This is a genomic window from Saccharothrix sp., from assembly GCF_031180885.1.
Classification (GTDB): Bacteria; Actinomycetota; Actinomycetes; order Mycobacteriales; family Pseudonocardiaceae; genus Actinosynnema.
The window spans coordinates 1-16,646 of record NZ_JAPSLK010000055.1; the positions used below are offsets into that span (position 1 = coordinate 1).

Below are 16,646 nucleotides of genomic sequence, written 5' to 3' on the forward strand. Positions count from 1 at the left end.
CCGATGGCGACCTCCAGCACGTCGCCGGTGGCCCGGGAGCGCACCCAGGCCCGGCCGCCGCCGAATTGGATCTTCTCGAACAGGCCGATGTCGCGGTCGTAGCGGGCGGCGTACCGGTTCCACTTGTCGCGCAAGGTGTTGTCGTCCATCGCGTCCTCCGGGGTCACCAGGTGACGGGCAGTGCGGTCAGCCCGCCGGTGAGGACGTCCCGGCGCACGTCGAGCCGGTCGGGTGGGACGGCCAGGCGCAGGGTCGGGAAGCGGGCGGTGAGCAGTTCCAGCGCGGTCTGGAGTTCGATGCGGGCCAATGCTGCGCCGTGAGCGCAGCCTGCCCGGGATCTGCACCCCAACCACTGGGCCGCCGCCACGGTCGCGGGCACGCCCGCGGCAGCCGCCCTCGACGCCGCGCTTGCCACCGCCGCGGCGCCGTCGACCGCGGACCTCCGTGACGCAGCCTTGGCCCGTGCCCTCGCCGCGGCGCTGCTCCTGCTCGTCATGGCCGAACCGGAGGGCAGCGGCCACCGCCTGCCCACGCACCAGGTGTTCGTCTGGTTCCGCGACGAGCTGGAGGCGGGCTTCCGCACCAGGCACAAGGTCGCCGACTACGCGGCCCGCCTGGGCTACTCGACCCGCACCCTCAACCGACTCGCCCGTGAGAACACCGGCCTCAGCGCCAAGCAGCTCATCGACGAGCGCGTCGTGCTCGAAGCCAAACGCCTCCCCGCCCGCGGACCCGACCCGGTGGCACGGATCGCCGGACAACTCGGCTTCGACGATCCGTCCAACTTCTCCAAGTACTTCCAGCACCGCACCGGGACGACCCCGGCCGCCTTCCGGGGCCGCTTCAGGCCGAGCGCCGAATCGTCCCGGTGAAGCCGAAGAGTGAAAGAGCCCGGCTGCAATTCAGCTCGTCATCGACACACACGCGACGTTGCCATCGGTAATTGCCCGTACCAGTCCTGTCGTTAGATTCCCGTGAATGCGCGATTGCGGTGTCGAGCCGAAGAATGCTACCGGCACCCCGGTCGGTGTGGAAGGCCCCGATCCTGATCACGGACAGACCCCCCCACCGCGTCGTGGGCGGACGTAGCGTGCTGACGACGCCACTGATCTTCATCGAATTGAGAAGCGCGCATGCCTATTGAACTTCCCGATTCCGGTGTTCCTCCCGCCTCCGCTGTCCCGTCGTCCTCGCCGCTGTCGCGGCGCACGTTCATCGCGACCACCGGCGTCGTGGCGGGCGGTGCGGTCGTCGGGCCGTCGCTGCTCGGCGCCGCCGAACCGGCGACGGCCGCCGAACCGGCGGCTGCCACCGCAGGACCGGGCAGTCGCGTCTCGTTGACCGTCAACGGCACCCGGCAGACCGTGGTGGTCGACAACCGGACATCGCTGCTGGACCTGCTGCGCGAACACCTCGGGCTGACCGGGACCAAGAAGGGGTGCGACGCCGGCGCCTGCGGGGCGTGCACGGTGTTGGTCGACGGTCGCCGGGCCAATGCCTGCCTGACGCTGGCCGTCCGCTTGGAGGGCGCCGAGGTCACCACGATCGAAGGGCTGGCGGGAGACAAGTTGCACCCGTTGCAGCAGGCTTTCATCGACCAGGACGCGTTCCAGTGCGGCTTCTGCACGCCCGGCCAGATCATGTCGGGCGTCGCCTGCATCCGTGAGGGCCACACCCGCTCGGCGGAGGAGATCCGGGAGTGGATGAGCGGGAACCTGTGCCGCTGCGGCTGCTACGTGAAGATCGTCAGGGCGGTCCAGCAGGCCGCCGCACAGGGGCGGTGACGCGGACGTGTTCCCCTTCTCCTACACCAAGGTCTCGACCGTGCGCGAAGCGCTCGCGGCAGGGCAACGGGGCGGTCGCTTCATCGCCGGCGGGACCACGCTGGTCGACCTGATGCGCGAGACCGTCGAACGTCCTGGCGCGCTGGTCGACATCAGCGCTCTGCCGATGCGGCACGTCCGGGTCACGGCCGGCGGCGGTGTGCGGATCGGCGCGCTGGTGCGGATGGCCGACGCCGCCGTCAACCGGACGGTGCGCGCCGCCTACCCGGTCATCGCCGAGGCACTGGAGCTGAGCGCTTCCGCGCAACTGCGGAACATGGCCACGATCGGTGGCAACATCATGCAGCGCACCAGGTGCGCGTACTTCCGGGATGTCTCCGCACCCTGCAACAAGCGCAGGCCGGGTTCGGGGTGCGCGGCGTTGGGCGGGTACAACCGCACGCACGCGATCCTCGGAGGCTCGGAGCACTGCGTGGCCACCCATCCCTCGGATCTCGCCGTGGCCTTGACCGCGCTGGAGGCGACCGTGCACCTGGCCGGACCGGCCGGGGAACGCCGGGTGGCCTTCGCCGACTTCCTGCTCCGGCCGGGGAACACACCGGATCGGGAACAGGACCTGCGCCCCGGTGAGCTGATCACCTTCGTGGAGGTCCCGGCGCTTCCGCGCACGTCGCGGTCCGGGTACCTGAAGGTGCGCGACCGGCAGAGCTATGAATTCGCCCTGACCTCCGCGGCGGTGGCGCTCGACATCCGCGGCGGGGTGATCCGCACGGCGAGGGTCGCCGCGGGCGGTGTGGGCACCGTGCCCTGGAAGCTGTCCGCCGTGGAGCAGCAGCTGGTGGGCAGACGACCGTCGGCGAAGCTGTGGGCCGAGGCGGCCGAACGGGCGGCGGACGGCGCTCAGCCGCTGGAGCACAACGGATTCAAGGTGGACCTGCTCAAGCACACCGTGGAACGTCAGCTGCGCGTGGTGGGAGGCAACAAGTGAACCAGGCCGTCGGTGCGCCCCTGTCCCGTGTGGACGGAAAGCTGAAGGTGACCGGACAGGCGCCCTACGCCGCCGACCACCACGTCGACGGCGTCGCCCACGGGGTGATCGTCTCGAGCACCGTCGGAGCCGGGCGGATCACCGGTGTCGACACCGGATCGGCCCTCGCGCAGCCCGGCGTGCTGTCGGTGATCACGCACGACAACGCGCCCAGGCTGCCGTACCGCCCGTACCGCAACTTCCTCGTTCCCCCGGGGGAGCGGCTGCACGTCCTGCAGGACGACCAGGTCCACTTCTTCGGACAGCCGGTCGCGGTCGTGGTCGCCGAGACCCTGGAGGCCGCGCAGCACGCCGCGAGCCTGGTCGATGTCGCCTACGACGGCCGGCCGCCGACCCTGGACCTGACCGGCGCCCCGACCAACGAGCCCTTCAGCTACGCGCGGGGGGACGCGGGGGGCGCGCTGGGTTCGGCCGCGGTTCGGCTGGAGATGACCTACCGGGCCGCCCGCAACCACCACAACGCCCTGGAGCCGCACGCCACCATCGCCCTCTGGGACGGCGATCGGCTGACCGTGTGGGACAAGACCCAGTACCTGGTCGGCGCGCAGGGCGAACTCGCCGCCGTGTTCGACATCCCGGTCGAGGCGGTGCGGGTCATCTGCCCGTTCATCGGTGGCGCGTTCGGCAACGGCCTGCGGTGCTGGCCGCACACCGTCGTCGCGGCGCTCGCCGCACGCGTGACCAAACGCCCGGTCAAAGTGGTGCTGACCCGCCGGCAGCTGTACTTCGGCGTGGGATACCGGCCCACCTACGAGTACAGCGTGCGTCTCGGCGGCGACCGGCAGGGCCGGCTCAGCGCCATGACCCACGACGCGAGGTTCGAGACCTCACGCTACGAGCGGCACGGCGAAGGCATCCAGGCCCTCGGGCAGATGCTCTACGAGACCCCCAACGTCAGCCAGACGTTCCGGAACGTGCCGTTGGACGTGAGCACCCCCACCTGGATGCGCGGGCCCGGCTACTCCACCGCCGCCTACGCCATCGAGTCGGCGCTCGACGAACTCGCCCACGAACTGGGTGTCGATCCGATCGAGCTGCGGCTGCGCAACGAACCCGACGACGACCCGGCCAGCGGGCTGCCCTTCTCGACGCGGCGGCTGCGCGAGTGCCTGGCGATCGGCGCCCGCGAGTTCGGCTGGCACAAGCGCAAACCCGAACCGCGCTCCACGGTCGACGGCGACCGGCTCATCGGCATCGGCATGGCCGCCGGCGCCTACCACACGCTGCGGGGCGCGGCGCGGGCCTACGCGCGTCTGACCGCCGAAGGCGCCGCACTGGTCCAGGCAGGGGCCAGTGACATGGGGCCGGGCACCTACACCTCCATGACCCAGATCGCCGCCGACGCGCTGGGCCTGACGATGAGCACCGTGCGGTTCGAACTCGGCGACTCCACCATGCCCCAGGTTCCGCCGCACGGCGGCTCGCAAACCATGGCCAGCGTCGGCTCCGCCGTCCAGAACGCCTGCGACCAGCTCCGACAACAGGCCATCACCCTCGCCGTCACCGACGAACGGTCGCCCCTGCACGGGGTCAAGGCCGAGGACGTCATCGTCCGGGACGGCGGCATGAGGGTGAAGAACGATCCCACGCGCGGCGAGACCTACCGGCAACTGCTCACCCGCCTCAACCGCACCCACCTGGAGGTCATCGGGTCCTACGCGCCACCCCAGCAGCCGCGGTTCTCCACCTACGCCTACGCCGCGACGTTCGCCGAGGTCGCCGTGGACGCCAGGCTGGGCGTGGTCCGGGTGCGGCGGATGCTCGGCGTCTACGACGCGGGCCGCATCGTCAACCCGAAACTCGCGGACAGCCAGGCCCTCGGGGCAATGGTGGGCGGCATCGGCATGACTCTGCTGGAGCACACGGTCACCGACCGCCGCGACGGCCGGATCGTGAACGCCAACTTCGCCGACTACCTGGTGCCCGTCAACGCCGACGTCCCCGACCTGCGGGCGATCTACCTGGAGGGCAACGACCCCGATGCCGACCCCATCGGCGTCAAGGGCCTGGGTGAGGTCGTGATGGTCGGCGTCGCGCCCGCGATCGCCAACGCCGTCTTCCACGCCACCGGCCGCCGCGTCCGCGAGCTGCCCATCACCGCGGAGGCACTGCTCTGACCACGCTGGTCCACCCCGTGCCGGGGAGCGGGGTTTCTCCCTTTGAGACGAGCTCACACCACCCGTGCCGCACAGGCACGACACTGACGGACATGACGTCTGAGCAGGACAACGGTGGGATGGAGCTCGGGCGGTTCCTGCGCGCCTGCCGGGCCAAGGTCACCCCCGCCGAGGTAGGCCTCCCGGCGGGCGCCGGGAGGCGCCGCACACCCGGCTTGCGCCGCGAGGAACTGGCCTGGCTCGCCGGGGTGAGCATCGACTACTACACGCGGCTGGAACAGGGCAAGAAGGCCCGCCCCAGCCCGTCGGTCGTCGGCGCCCTCGCCCGGGCGCTGCGCCTGGACGAAGCCGATCGGGAGCGCCTGCGGGCGCTGGCTGCCGGGACCGCACGGCACGTGCCCGAGGGGAGGACCGCGGTCGAGCGGAGAGTGCGGCCCGGCACGGTGCTGTTGTTGAACAGCCTGCGGCCCAACCCCGCGCACCTGCTCGACCAGGGCATGACGCTGCTCGCGTGGAACCCCGGTGGGCTGCGCATGTACCCGGGGATCGAGGACTGGCCGGTCGAGCACCGCAACGTCGCACGCTACGTGCTCCTGCACCCGGCGGCCCGGACGCTGCTCGACGACTGGGAAGACCAGGTCCGTTGCTGCGTGGCGTACCTGCGGGCGTCGGTCGAGAGGGATCCGGGTACCCCGGCTCTCATCGGCCTCGTCCGCGAGCTGGTGCTCGAAAGCCCGGAGTTCGCGCGGCTCTGGAAGCGGCAGGACGTGCAGGGGCACCCGCACGGCCGGCGGGTCCTGCACCACCCGGACGTCGGCACCATCACCCTGCGCTTCCAGGTCATGCACCTGGTGGGCGCCCGCGGCTGGCGCACGGTCACGTACTACGCCGACCCGGGCACCGCCGACCACGACGGCATGGTGATGCTCGACATGGCCGCGGACGACCACGCGGCGCATCCGACCGAGCCGCCGGGCTGACCGGGCATCCCGCCCCGGCGATCACGCGTGGCTTCACCGGACCTGGTGAGCCGCGTGACGCGGGAACGCCTTCCGGGCGCAGAAGAGCAGTCAGTGAGGGGAGAGTGGTTCGAGATGCGCGACCTGGCGCACGACTTGGCGGGCTGGACGCCGCCGTACGCGGTGGCGAGCGTGGTCGCGGTGCGGGGCAGCGCGCCTCGCGAGGTGGGCGCGGCGTTGGCCGTGCACCCGTCAGGGAAGGTGGTGGGCAGCGTCTCCGGCGGCTGTGTGGAAGGCGCGGTTCACGAGCTGGCGATGTCGGTGCTGGCGTCCGGTCGCCCGCAGCGCGCCCGGTTCGGGTACTCCGATTCGCAGGACGCTCGCGCACTCCTTTGTGAACGGACATCGGCTTGACCCCGTCCCGAGTTCCCGTGAGCAAGATCTGGTTCGTCACCGGTTCCTCGCGTGGGTTCGGGCGCCAGTTCGTCGGGGCGGCCCTGGACCGTGGCGACAAGGTCGTGGCGACCGATCGGAACACCGACTCCCTGGCGGATCTGGTCGCCGTGCACGGCGAGTCACTTCTCCCGCTGGTTCTGGACGTCACCGACCGGGCCGCTGTCATCGAAGCCGTCGAGCGGGCGCACGAGCACTTCGGTCGCCTGGACGTGGTGGTGAACAACGCCGGGCACGGCTTGCCCGGTGCTCTCGAAGAGCGGGCGGAACAGCAGGTGCGCGCCGGGTTCGAGACCAACTTCTTCGGCGCTCTCTGGCTCGTCCAGGCGGTCCTGCCCATCCTGTGCCAACAGGGCAGCGGCCACATCGTCCAGATCTCCACCGCAGGTGGCGTGTCCGACTTGCCCGCGGTCGACGGCCACAGCGCGTCCAGATGGGCGCTGGAGGGCCTCACCGAGGCCCTCGCGCTGGAGGCTGCCGGCTTCGGGATCAAGGTCACCCTGGTCGAACCCGATGACTTCGCCGCCGACCGGCCGATCACCGCCGGTCCGGCCCTGCTGAAGATCGTGGACGCCGAGAACCCACCGCTACGGGCCTACCTCGACACCTCACCGCTCTGATCGGCGATCCGGGACGGAACGTGATACCCGGCCGGGTGGCCGAAAGCTGCCGCGCGACCGGCCGCAGGGCCTCTACGGTCTGGCCGGCGGTGACCGGACGGCATGGGCGGAAGCGAGGCGGAGCGCGCGTGATCAGGGTAGTGGTGGTGGACGACGAGGCGCTGGTCCGGTCGGGGTTCGGGCTCATCCCGGGAGTGTGCAGTCGGTGCGGACGATCCTGGACAACCCCCGCTACACCGGCCGCCAGCTCGGCGGCGGCCACGTGGGCGCATGTAAGCGCCAGGACGGGGCGATCAGCGCGCCCGGGCCGAACTCACCCACCGCACGAGCTGCGGCGGGCCTTCCCGGAAGCTCGTGCGCACCCGCTCAGGCCAGCGCGGGTACCGGATCCGCTGGGCCAAGGCGGACACCCGTTCGCGCTTCGGCCGGGGAGGCGCGTTCGATGCGCCGCCGGCTCTGTGCACGCCACCGGAGACGGTCGCAGCACGAGGCCCGGGAACACCGGTCCCTCCTTCGTCACCTGCCACAGGCGCGGTCGAGCCCCGCACCCGCCCACGCCGCCACAGCCAGACCTCGTGTGGTCTCAAGTCGACGTCGTGACGGCCTGCTGCAAGTGCGCTAACAGGCGATGATGCTTAAGCGACAAGGGTGTGTGGAGTTCGATTTCGGCATCGACGGGTACCGGCCGCGATGGCTGTGCGGGTGGCGAGTTGTGGAAGCCGAGCACGGTGAGCGGCTGCGTGGGTTGGTCGGCCGGGTGCTCACTCGCGGTTGGGTGGCGGTGGACCCGGAAACGGAGATGTGGTTCAACCAGTGGCCGGTGCTGCTGGACTTCGAGGGCGAGCAGGTCGAGATCAACCACAAAGGGGCCTGCGACATGTCCATCACCTGGAACACCATCGATCCGGCTCGACCGGTGGTCTGGGGCGACCTCCGATTGATTTGGCGCGATGACATCGCGTCCCATTTGGTGCTCTCGCGGGGCGAGACCGTACGCGCTGTCGATCTGCTCGAGTGGGAGGTCCACGACGACGTCGAGGACGACGAGGTCCGCGACATCGCGGTCGCCCTCACCATCGGGAACACCGAGCTGGTGATCTACAACGAAACCGACGACAACCAGCTGCGAACCGCCCCGCCGACCCCATGGCACCGCCGCCACCACATCGGCTGACCAACCGTCCTCGTACCCAGAACCCTTCGGAGGACGAGAAGTGAACCGCCCCGGTTTTGATGGGGGCTCCATTGCGTGTGGAGGATGGAGTCATGGCAGGAACGTCACGGCACTCGGCTGAGGTGCGGCAGCGGGCGGTGCGGCTGGTTCAGGAGCATGTGGGCGAGTACCCGTCGTGGTGGGCGGCGGTGTGCTCGATCGCGCCGGAGTTCGGTGTGACCCCGGAGACGCTGCGCAAGTAGATCCGGCAGGCCGAGGCCGATCGGGGCACCGGTCAGGAGACCGCGGCGGAGGAGTCGGCGGAGTTGCGACGTCTTCGGCGTGAGGTGGCGGAGTTGAAGCGTGCCAACGAGATCCTGAAGTCCGCGGCGGGTTTCTTCGCGGCGGAGCCCGACCGCCCCGCGCAACGGTGATCGACTACATCGACCGGCACAAACAGGAGTTCGGGGTCGAGCCGATCTGTCGTGTCCTGCGCCGGGCAGGCGTGCGGATCGCCCCGTCCACCTACTACGCGGCCAAGACCCGCCCCGTTCGGCGCGATCGGTGCGCGACGAGCGGCTCAAGAGCGAGATCCTGGCCGCTTGGAGGGAGAACTACGAGGTCTACGGAGCACGGAAGATCTGGATCGCGTTGTGCCACAAAGGAATCACGGTCGCCCGGTGCACGGTCGAGCGGCTGATGCGCCAACCGGGCATCACCGGCGTGGTGCGCGGCCGTCCCCGCCGCACCACGATCCCGGCCAAGGACGGGGCGCCGTGCCGGCGACCCGGTGGACCGGGACTTCACCGCCGGACGGCCGAACGCGTTGTGGGTGGCGGACTTCACCTACGTGCCGACCTGGTCGGGCACGGTCTACGTCGCGTTCGTGATCGACGTGTTCTCCCGCCGGATCGTGGGCTGGAAGGCCGACACCTCCATGCGCACCGCGCTGGTGCTCGACGAACCACCGAGGGCAAGTCCAAAGCCGAGATCATCCGCTGCCTCAAACGCTTACTGGCCAGGGAAGTCTGTGAGCAGTCAACTGATCGAGTCTCCATCGAACCCGGGGCGGTTCAAACCCGCAGCGGCTTAACGCGGGTCAGAGCTATAGCGCCGACTTTGGCACCCCACACCATCCGGCAGATCCCCTACCGGCGCAAACGCGCTGCCGGTAAAGACAGGAAGCCTACGCTGCCTCAAACGCACGCTCGCCGATGTCGTCCACCGCACATGACACGAAACTCACAAGCGGGGACATGAAGCCACAAGCCGGGCCCAAGCCCGAAGGTTTCCGACGTCGTCGACGCAGATCACCTTTGCGCCCTCCTGCTGGACCGGCACGAGGACGCGAAGGTGAGTCCGCGGCCACCATCGGCACGGTCGCCTACAGTTGCTTCACGTAGGTGTCCTGGTAGGCCGCCCGGCCGCCGAAGACGTTGAGGCCGATGTGTCCGACTGTGTAGGTCGTATCCGTCACGTCGATGATCCGGGTTCCGTTCAGGAACACTTGGATGCGGTCGCCCTCGGCGAGAATGCCGACCGGGTATGTCGTGCCGCGGCGGACCAGGGCCGGGACGCGAGCGAGGACGGCGCCGTCGTCGAAGTGCCCGTCGGCCTTGGCGACCAGGCGGATCACCCGCAGGTCGGGGTCGATGTTGAGGCAGTAGGCGTCGGTGCCGTCGGCGGAAGCGCGCCAGAGGAGGGAGAGGGCGCCGCCGGTGTCCGGGCCGGGGCCGCCGAGCCGTACGAGGGTGGTGAAGTCCAGATCCGTCGCCGTGCGCGCCGACATCGCGTTGGAGTCCTTGTCGAAGGTTCCTGCGCGGCCCGCGCTGTCGGTGGACCAGTGACCGGCGGGGGCGGTCGTCAAGGTGCCGAGGTCGGAGCGGAAGGTGCCGCCGCTCGGAGCGGCCACCGGCGGCTTCACCCAGTCCACCAGGCGGTAGGTGCTGCCCAGTGTGTGCACCGTGAGCGACTCGATCCGCGCGGTGCCGCCCTTGGCGTAGAAGGCCATGCCGTCGGCGTCCGGAGCGGGGAAGATCAGGCTGGTCACCGCGGCCCGGCCGGCTGCGCCGAATGCCTCGACCGACGACGAGTCGACGTACACGCGCAGGGTGACCCGACCGTCGGTCGCCTGCATCGGCGCGGTCGTGCGGCCGGCGAAGTGCTGGGTGAAGTCGCTGCGGCCCGACGCCGACCGGTCCACGAACAACTGGTTCGTCTCGGCGTCGTAGCCGACGGTCGTCTGCCGGTCGTCGCGGGCCCGCAGTCGGAAGCCGATCTCGGTGGCTGTGCCGAGGGTGACCTCGGCCTCGATCTCGTAGGCGACACCTGTGACGCCCGTGAGCGGGTCCGCGGAGCCGGGGCCGACGGAGAGATCGTTGCGTGTGGTGGTGGACGTGCGCAGAGCGGCCAGTTCCGGGATGGGGCGCTGCGCCAGGCGCACGCCGTCGGCGGTGTCGGTGAGGGTCAGTTCGCGGGGGATGCTCAGCTGGCCTTTCCAGGAGCCGGTCGGCGCGCTGAACGGGTAGTCCCAGTTGCTCATCCAGCCCAGCCACACACGGCGGTCGTCGGGCAGGCCATCGAAGGACATGGCGGCGTAGTAGTCGCGGCCGGAGTCGGCGCGCAGAACGGTGCCGGGCCTCTGGTCGGGGGCGAAGCTCGTGCCGTTCCAGTCGCCGGTGAAGTACTGGGCGGCCGAGCCGTCGGTGGCGCGTACGGCCCCGGTGCTGAGGGTGAGGACCCACTTCACCTTGTCCTTGTCGCCGTCGACCGGGAGGGGGAAGAAGTCGGGGCACTCCCAGACCCCCGGCGTGACCCAGTCGCCGTAGCCGAAGGAGCTGACGTGGGTCCAGGTGAGCAGGTCGGTGGAGGTGAAGAAGCGGACGTGGTCGCCGCCGGAGACCACCATCAGCCACTGGTCGTGCGCCTCGTCACGGATCACCTTCGGATCCCGGAAGGTCCAGCCGGCGTCGGGACCGCCAGGGTTCTGCACGGCCGGAGCGGGACCGCCGTGCCACTGCCAGGAGCGGCCTTTGTCCTTGCTGTACGCGATGCGCACGCTCGCGTTTCCACCCGGCTTGTCCGGGTGGTAACTCGTGTAGTACGCGATCAGGCCCGAGCCGCCGTCGAAGAGGCCGGAGGTGTCGTCGGCGTCGACGACCGCGCAGCCGGTCCAGCAGTGGCCGTGGGTGTTCCAGGGCAGGGCGATCGGCAGGGCCTGCCAGTGCACGAGGTCGGTGCTGACCGCGTGCGCCCAGCGGCCCTGGTCCTGGTGGAAGAGGTGGTATTCGCCGTCGTGGAAGACCAGGCCGCAGGGATCGCTGGTGGAGCCGGTGAGCTGGGAGTAGTGGTACGTCGGGCGATACGGCTCGGTGAAGTGGTCGGCGGTGCAGCGGACCTCGACGTTCTGGAAGTACGACGTGCCGTGCGCGGACGCGGTGCCGACCGCCCCGCCCGTGGTGCGGGACACGTTGGTGTTCAGCGCTCGGACGCCGTCCACGTACACCTCGACCATCCTGCCCGTCGCGCGTGCCTCGACGCGGTACGTGCCACCGGGCGCGATGGGTCGCACCGGGCCTGAGGCGGAGGCGAGGCGGGCGCCGGAGGAGCGGTCCAGCAGGACGACGACGTTCCGGCCGGCCTCCAGGCGGGCTTCGTAGCCGCCGGAGCCGTTCACGGACGCGCGCAGCACCAGGCCGGCCGAGGACGACGCGCCGGCGGGTGTGATGTCGGCCCTCGCTACCAGGTCGCCGTCGGCGAAGGGAGCCGTGCGCAGGCCGTTCTCGCCGCGGATGCCCCGCAGGTCGGGGGTCCAGGTGCCGGAGCGGGCCGTCCAGCCCTGGACGCCGGTGACGAGATCGGCGGCGGCGATGTTCTCGAAGGACACCGCACCGGACGACGCCGTGACGGCGAGTCGGCCCTCCGCGTGGGTCGAGTCCTGGGCGGTGATGACGGGGCTGTAGCCATCGGGTGAGAGGAAGTTGGTCTGCCAGTGCACGCGCAGTTCGCCGCGCTCGGCTGCCACGCGTACGCGGTAAATCGTGTCGGCCTTGATGGTGGTCGCGTACGTGCCGAGGGTGACGTTCCCGTCGATGCGGTAGAGCCTCACCCGGCCGTGGCCGGGATCGACTTGGACGCCGTAGCCGCGCGAGGCCGTGGCGTCGGTGCGCACCAGCAGTTCGGCGACAGCGGAGGCGTCGTGCAGGAGCAGGTCTGCCTGCAATGCGGTGTCGTACGCCCGGGTCGCCGTGACGGCGCGGGCGGTGGCTCCCCGGGACGGGTCCGCGCGCCAGCCGAGCGAGGTGGCCGTCCAGGTTCCGCCGCTCGTGGTCCAGCCGGTGAGGTTGGTGGTGACCGCGGAGAGGGAGGGCGGGCTGAAGGTGACGGTGCCGTTCTCGGCGAGCAGGCCAACCGATCCGGTGTCGTGGCGGTGGTCCTCGGCGTGGAGGAGCCGCTTGCCGTCGACGTACACCGTCAACTCGGGTCCGTCCACGGCCACTTCGAGGTCGTGGGTTCTCCCGGTCCGCTGGAGCGGCGCGGTGGCGAGCGTGTCGCCGCTTGCAAGGTCGTAGAGCCTGACGCGGGCACCACCCGGTTCAAGGGTGGCCGCATAGCCGGTCGAGCCGTCCAAGGCGGCCCGGAACACCAACGCGCCCACGGCGGAGGCGGAGTCGGACGTCACGCGGGCCGCAAACGTGCCCTTGGTGGCGAGTTGCTGCTCGGACAGGGCGAGGGCACGCCCGCGGCGGCCGGCGGTCGCCTTCTGGCCGCCGTCGGCGGTGCGAGTCCAGGCACCGGAGACCGGAAGGGGGTCGGGGATGGGGGTTGCTCCGGCGGCGCTCGGGGTGGTGGTTTGCGCTGCGGAGAGCCCGCCACCGAGAGGCAGCAGGACGGCGGTGCCTCCGGCGAGCAGGAGGGTACGGCGGGACACGCTCATGGCGGCTCCTGTGGGGAAGGGTGGTCCGCGGCCCGGGGCGTCGCCTGCCCCGCGGGCGTGGTCGGGGTAAGACCGTCACGGCCACAGCGGCCGGGGTCCGTCGGTGAAGGCCGACGCCATCTGCCAGGCGTCGAACCGCTCCAGGGTCGCGTCGCCGTCGGCCCCGATGCCGACGCCGACGGCCGCCTCGGGGCGGGTGGGATAGATGCGGGCGGTGAGAGGGCGCCCGTTGGCGAAAACCTCCAGTGCGGAGTGGTCGACAAGGACGCGCAGATCGACGCGACCGTCGGCGTCCAACGGCAGTTCGCCGTACCGGGGTTCGGTGTCGACCGTCGGGTCGAGGCTGCTGGTGTCGCGGTGCAGGCGCAGCGTGCCGGCTCCGTCGTGCGCCCTGCCCACCTCCACCACCGTGCGCTCCGCGCCGTCCGGTGTCTCGCGGACCACGAGCCGGGCGGTGGCTCCGGGTGCGAGGCGCAGAGTCGTCTCGATGTCCAACTGGTCCCCGCGCACGGAGTGCAGCGGGGTGTACGGGTCGGTCAGCGGGCCAGCCGCCACCTGCACGCGGTTTCGCCGCAGCACGGCCAGTTCCGGCGCCGGGGCCTGCTCCAGGCAGCCGTCACCACCAAGCGTGACGACCCTCGGCAGGGACATCACACCGCACCAGCCGGCCTCCGTGTTGGCCTCGTCCGTCCGGCCTTCCTGGAGCCAGCCGAACATGATGCGGCGGCCGTGTTCGTCGCATGTGGACTGGGGGGCGTAGAAGTAGCGGCCGCCGTAGTCGAGGCGGTGGAGAGCGGTCGGCGTGAAGGCGTCACCCTTGTAGCGGCCGGTCCAGTACAGCGGGTGGTGGGTGGTGCCCTCGTCCCAGGCCGAGAAGACCAGCACGTCGGTCCCGTCGAGACCGAACAGGTCGACGCACTCCCACATCGTGCCGGTCCAGTCGAGTTCGCCCCGGTTCCGCGAGGCGTCACCGGTCAGCAGGGGGCCGACGTACCGCCAGCTGTTCAGGTCGTCCGACTCGTACAGGAAGGCCGTGCCGCCGACGCCCCGGACGCCCGAGCCGACGAGGTGGCGCCACACCGTGCCATCGCCGGAGCCCTCGCGCCACACGCAGTGGTCGCGGAAGGCGGTGATGTCGACGCCCTCGGGCGGGGCGGCGATGACCGGATTGGCGCGATCCTTGGTCCAGTGCCTCAGATCCGCCGATCCCCTGGCCACGCAGGGAAGTTCGCGGCCTCCGTGCCGGCCCGAGTAGACGATCGTGGGCACTCCCCCGTCGTCGACGAGGACACCGGACCAGCAGCCGTCGCGGTCGGGGCCGTCCGCGCCGGGGACGAGCGCGATCGGCTCGTCGGTCCAGTGGACGAGGTCGGTGCTGGTGGCGTGACCCCAGTGGATGCGGTGGTGGACGGGGGCGAGCGGGTTGTACTGGTAGAACAGGTGGTAGACGCCGTTCCGGTGCGTAAGCCCGTTGGGGTCGTTGAGCCAGCCACCCGGCGACGTGAAGTGGAAGCGCGGACGGTGCGGATCCCGGTGGGCGCGCTCGGCCAGCCCCTCGGCCGCGGCAGCGGGGAGGGTGAGGTCGTGGGTCATGCGGCGGTGGTCTCCGCTTTCTCGGTGTCGTCGGTGGCCTTGAGCACGCGGCGGGCGATGTCGGAGGCGGGTGCGCGCAGGTGGCAGCGCACCCAGTGCGGTTGCCCGTCGTCCTCGCCCACGATGTGCCGGACTGGCTCCGTGCGGCTGCACGTACCGTCGTCGCCGTACGGGCAGGACGTGGGGTTGAGGATCGCCTCGCGCAGCCGTGCGCGCTCGACCGGGTCGTAGCTCCCGGCCCGTTCGGGGTCGGGCACGGCGGACAGCAGCAGGCGGGTGTAGGGGTGGGCGGGGGCGTCCATGACGGCCAGGGCGTCGCCGCCCTCGACGAGTTCGCCGGCGAACATGACCATCGTGGTGTCCGCGAGGTAGCGCGCGGAGCCCAGGTCGTGGGTGATGTAGAGCATGGCGATGTCCCGCTCCTCGCGCAGGCGCCGCATCAGGTTGAGCACGCCCACGCGCACCGAGACGTCCAGCATCGACGTCGGTTCGTCGGCGAGGATCAGCCGTGGCCGCACGGCGAGGGCGCGGGCGATCGCGACGCGCTGGCGTTGCCCGCCGGACAGTTCGTGAGGGTAGGACTGGAGCATGTCCTCGGTCAGACCGACGGTCGTCATCAGCTCGCGCAGCGCCTCCCCAGTGGCGGGGTGGCCGTGCACGACGAGGGCCCGGGCGAGGAAGTGTTCGATGCGGTGCACGGGGTTGAGCGAGCCGAAGGGGTCCTGGAACACCATCTGGACCTTGCGGCGGTACACCTGTGACGCGCGGCGTCGCTCGGTGCGCAGGACGTCTTCGCCGTCGAGCAGCACCTGTCCGGCGGACGGTTGTTCGAGGCGGGCGAGGCAGCGGGCGATGGTGGACTTGCCGCTGCCGGACTCGCCGACCAGGGCGGTGATCCGGCCGGCTGGCAGGTCGAAGGACACGTCGTCGACGGCACGGACACGGCGCCGTGAGAAGACGGTGCCGACCTGGAAGTCCTTGGTCAGACCGCGGACGGAGAGCAGGGGATGGGTCATCACGGGGCTCCCTGGGCACTCTGAGCCACCCACCGGCCGGGGGCGACCTCGCGCAGGTCGGGGATGTTGGCGGAGCAGTCCGAGCGGTCGTCGGGACAACGGACGTGGAAGCCGCAGCTGTCGGCGGTGCGCGGGGCGTCGAAGAGACCGGTGAGCTCGCGACGCGGGCCGGTCAGCGGCGGGAAGGCGTTCATCAGCGCCTCGGTGTACGGGTGAAGGGGTTTGGCGAACAGGTCTTTCGCGTTGGCGAGTTCGACTATCCGTCCGCCGTACATCACGCCCATGCGGTCCGACAGCTCGACCATCAGGGACATGTCGTGGGTGATGAAGAGGATGGAGAAGCCCAGCTCGCGCTGGAGGTCGCGGATCTGGGCCATGATCTCCTGCTGCACGACCACGTCGAGTGCGGTGGTCGGCTCATCCATGATCAGCAACCGGGGGCGGAGCGCGACGGCCATGGCGATGACCACGCGCTGGCGCATGCCGCCGGAGAGCTGGTGCGGGTAGGCCTTCAGCCGCCCTGGGTCGATGCCTACCAGCTCCAGCAGCTCGCCCGCCCGCTCCCGCGCGGCCCGCTTCTTCAGCTTCTCGTGGGTGGTGAAGATGTCGCCGATCTGCTCGCCGATGGTCAGGACGGGGTTGAGCGAGTTCATCGCCGACTGGAAGACCATCGCGATCTCCCGCCACCGGAAGGCGCGCAGCTCCCGCCCGTCCAGGGCGAGGACGTCCCTGCCCTGGAAGCGGATGCTGCCCGCGGTGATCTCCGCCGGGGGCTTCAGCAGCCGCATCACCGCGTTGGCGATGGTCGACTTGCCGCAACCCGACTCACCGGCGAGGCCGAAGACCTCTCCGGCGCCGATGGAGAAGGAGACGTCGTCGGCGCCCACGACACTGCGTCCGTCGCCGCGGTATTCGACGCGTAGGCCGCGAACGTCGAGGACGGGTTCGTCACGTGCGGAATCCATGA

The 16,646-nt window shown here is 70.7% G+C and carries 15 protein-coding genes, 1 pseudogene and 1 other annotated feature; of the genes and pseudogenes, 11 read left to right on the plus strand and 5 right to left on the minus strand.

Annotated features, from left to right (window positions below; all coding sequences use genetic code 11):
- Nucleotides 1–163: 163 nt before the first annotated feature.
- Nucleotides 164–307, minus strand: coding sequence for a hypothetical protein (locus tag RIN75_RS35925; protein WP_309116547.1), 144 nt, complete (start codon nt 305–307; stop codon nt 164–166).
- A gap of 148 nt (nt 308–455) precedes the next feature.
- Here RIN75_RS35925 and RIN75_RS35930 point away from each other — a divergent pair, with 148 nt between their 5' ends.
- The 11 genes and pseudogenes from RIN75_RS35930 (at nt 456) to RIN75_RS35975 (ending at nt 9,227) form a co-directional block, all read left to right on the plus strand.
- Nucleotides 456–872 (plus strand): AraC family transcriptional regulator, encoded by a 417-nt coding sequence (locus tag RIN75_RS35930; RefSeq protein WP_309116548.1) that lies wholly within the window; start codon nt 456–458, stop codon nt 870–872.
- A gap of 261 nt (nt 873–1,133) precedes the next feature.
- Nucleotides 1,134–1,784, plus strand: a complete 651-nt coding sequence (locus RIN75_RS35935) for a 2Fe-2S iron-sulfur cluster-binding protein (RefSeq protein WP_309116549.1) — start codon at nt 1,134–1,136, stop codon at nt 1,782–1,784.
- A gap of 7 nt (nt 1,785–1,791) precedes the next feature.
- Complete coding sequence (locus tag RIN75_RS35940; RefSeq protein WP_309116550.1) at nt 1,792–2,772, plus strand: xanthine dehydrogenase family protein subunit M; 981 nt, start codon at nt 1,792–1,794, stop codon at nt 2,770–2,772.
- Nucleotides 2,769–4,949, plus strand: a complete 2,181-nt coding sequence (locus RIN75_RS35945) for a xanthine dehydrogenase family protein molybdopterin-binding subunit (protein WP_309116551.1) — start codon at nt 2,769–2,771, stop codon at nt 4,947–4,949. Before RIN75_RS35940 ends, RIN75_RS35945 begins: the two co-directional genes overlap by 4 nt.
- A 92-nt stretch (nt 4,950–5,041) precedes the next feature.
- Nucleotides 5,042–5,929 (plus strand): helix-turn-helix transcriptional regulator, encoded by an 888-nt coding sequence (locus RIN75_RS35950; RefSeq protein WP_309116552.1) that lies wholly within the window; start codon nt 5,042–5,044, stop codon nt 5,927–5,929.
- Between the two features lie 93 nt (nt 5,930–6,022).
- Nucleotides 6,023–6,322 carry an XdhC family protein gene (locus tag RIN75_RS35955; RefSeq protein ID WP_309116553.1) on the plus strand — a complete coding sequence of 100 codons (300 nt, stop codon included), beginning with the start codon at nt 6,023–6,025 and terminating at the stop codon, nt 6,320–6,322.
- 17 nt (nt 6,323–6,339) lie between these two features.
- Nucleotides 6,340–6,981, plus strand: coding sequence for an SDR family NAD(P)-dependent oxidoreductase (locus tag RIN75_RS35960; RefSeq protein ID WP_309116554.1), 642 nt, complete (start codon nt 6,340–6,342; stop codon nt 6,979–6,981).
- Between the two features lie 775 nt (nt 6,982–7,756).
- The gene (locus tag RIN75_RS35965; RefSeq protein WP_309116555.1) at nt 7,757–8,155 is read left to right on the plus strand and encodes a hypothetical protein; all 399 of its coding nucleotides are present in this window, start codon (nt 7,757–7,759) and stop codon (nt 8,153–8,155) included.
- 92 nt (nt 8,156–8,247) lie between these two features.
- Nucleotides 8,248–8,397, plus strand: a complete 150-nt coding sequence (locus RIN75_RS35970) for a hypothetical protein (protein WP_309116556.1) — start codon at nt 8,248–8,250, stop codon at nt 8,395–8,397.
- 125 nt (nt 8,398–8,522) lie between these two features.
- Nucleotides 8,523–8,654: a sequence feature (AL1L pseudoknot), on the plus strand.
- A gap of 44 nt (nt 8,655–8,698) precedes the next feature.
- Nucleotides 8,699–8,860: pseudogene (locus tag RIN75_RS44280) on the plus strand (IS3 family transposase); the annotation flags it as partial.
- A gap of 64 nt (nt 8,861–8,924) precedes the next feature.
- On the plus strand, nt 8,925–9,227 hold the full coding sequence (locus tag RIN75_RS35975) for a DDE-type integrase/transposase/recombinase (RefSeq protein WP_309116557.1): 303 nt from the start codon (nt 8,925–8,927) through the stop codon (nt 9,225–9,227).
- Nucleotides 9,228–9,518: 291 nt separating this feature from the next.
- On the opposite strand, the gene RIN75_RS35980 is transcribed toward RIN75_RS35975, so the two are convergent.
- From RIN75_RS35980 to RIN75_RS35995, 4 genes are all read right to left on the minus strand, one after another.
- On the minus strand, nt 9,519–13,070 hold the full coding sequence (locus RIN75_RS35980; protein ID WP_309116558.1) for a GH32 C-terminal domain-containing protein: 3,552 nt from the start codon (nt 13,068–13,070) through the stop codon (nt 9,519–9,521).
- A gap of 75 nt (nt 13,071–13,145) precedes the next feature.
- The gene (locus tag RIN75_RS35985; protein ID WP_309116559.1) at nt 13,146–14,663 is read right to left on the minus strand and encodes a glycoside hydrolase family 32 protein; all 1,518 of its coding nucleotides are present in this window, start codon (nt 14,661–14,663) and stop codon (nt 13,146–13,148) included.
- Nucleotides 14,660–15,679, minus strand: coding sequence for an ATP-binding cassette domain-containing protein (locus tag RIN75_RS35990; RefSeq protein WP_309116560.1), 1,020 nt, complete (start codon nt 15,677–15,679; stop codon nt 14,660–14,662). Before RIN75_RS35990 ends, RIN75_RS35985 begins: the two co-directional genes overlap by 4 nt.
- Entirely contained in the window at nt 15,679–16,644 is a 966-nt protein-coding gene (locus tag RIN75_RS35995; protein ID WP_309116561.1) for an ABC transporter ATP-binding protein, read from the minus strand. The genes RIN75_RS35990 and RIN75_RS35995 overlap by 1 nt, the downstream gene beginning before the upstream one ends.
- Nucleotides 16,645–16,646 lie beyond the last annotated feature (2 nt).

What these genes read in the sequence shown, in the direction of transcription:
- RIN75_RS35935 (WP_309116549.1), top strand. Translation starts at nt 1,134, where the DNA reads ATGCCTATTGAACTTCCCGATTCCGGTGTTCCTCCCGCCTCCGCTGTC.
- RIN75_RS35950 (WP_309116552.1), top strand. Translation starts at nt 5,042, where the DNA reads ATGACGTCTGAGCAGGACAACGGTGGGATGGAGCTCGGGCGGTTCCTG.
- RIN75_RS35970 (WP_309116556.1), top strand. Translation starts at nt 8,248, where the DNA reads ATGGCAGGAACGTCACGGCACTCGGCTGAGGTGCGGCAGCGGGCGGTG.
- RIN75_RS35980 (WP_309116558.1), bottom strand. Translation starts at nt 13,070, where the DNA reads ATGAGCGTGTCCCGCCGTACCCTCCTGCTCGCCGGAGGCACCGCCGTC.
- RIN75_RS35985 (WP_309116559.1), bottom strand. Translation starts at nt 14,663, where the DNA reads ATGACCCACGACCTCACCCTCCCCGCTGCCGCGGCCGAGGGGCTGGCC.
- RIN75_RS35990 (WP_309116560.1), bottom strand. Translation starts at nt 15,679, where the DNA reads ATGACCCATCCCCTGCTCTCCGTCCGCGGTCTGACCAAGGACTTCCAG.
- RIN75_RS35995 (WP_309116561.1), bottom strand. Translation starts at nt 16,644, where the DNA reads ATGGATTCCGCACGTGACGAACCCGTCCTCGACGTTCGCGGCCTACGC.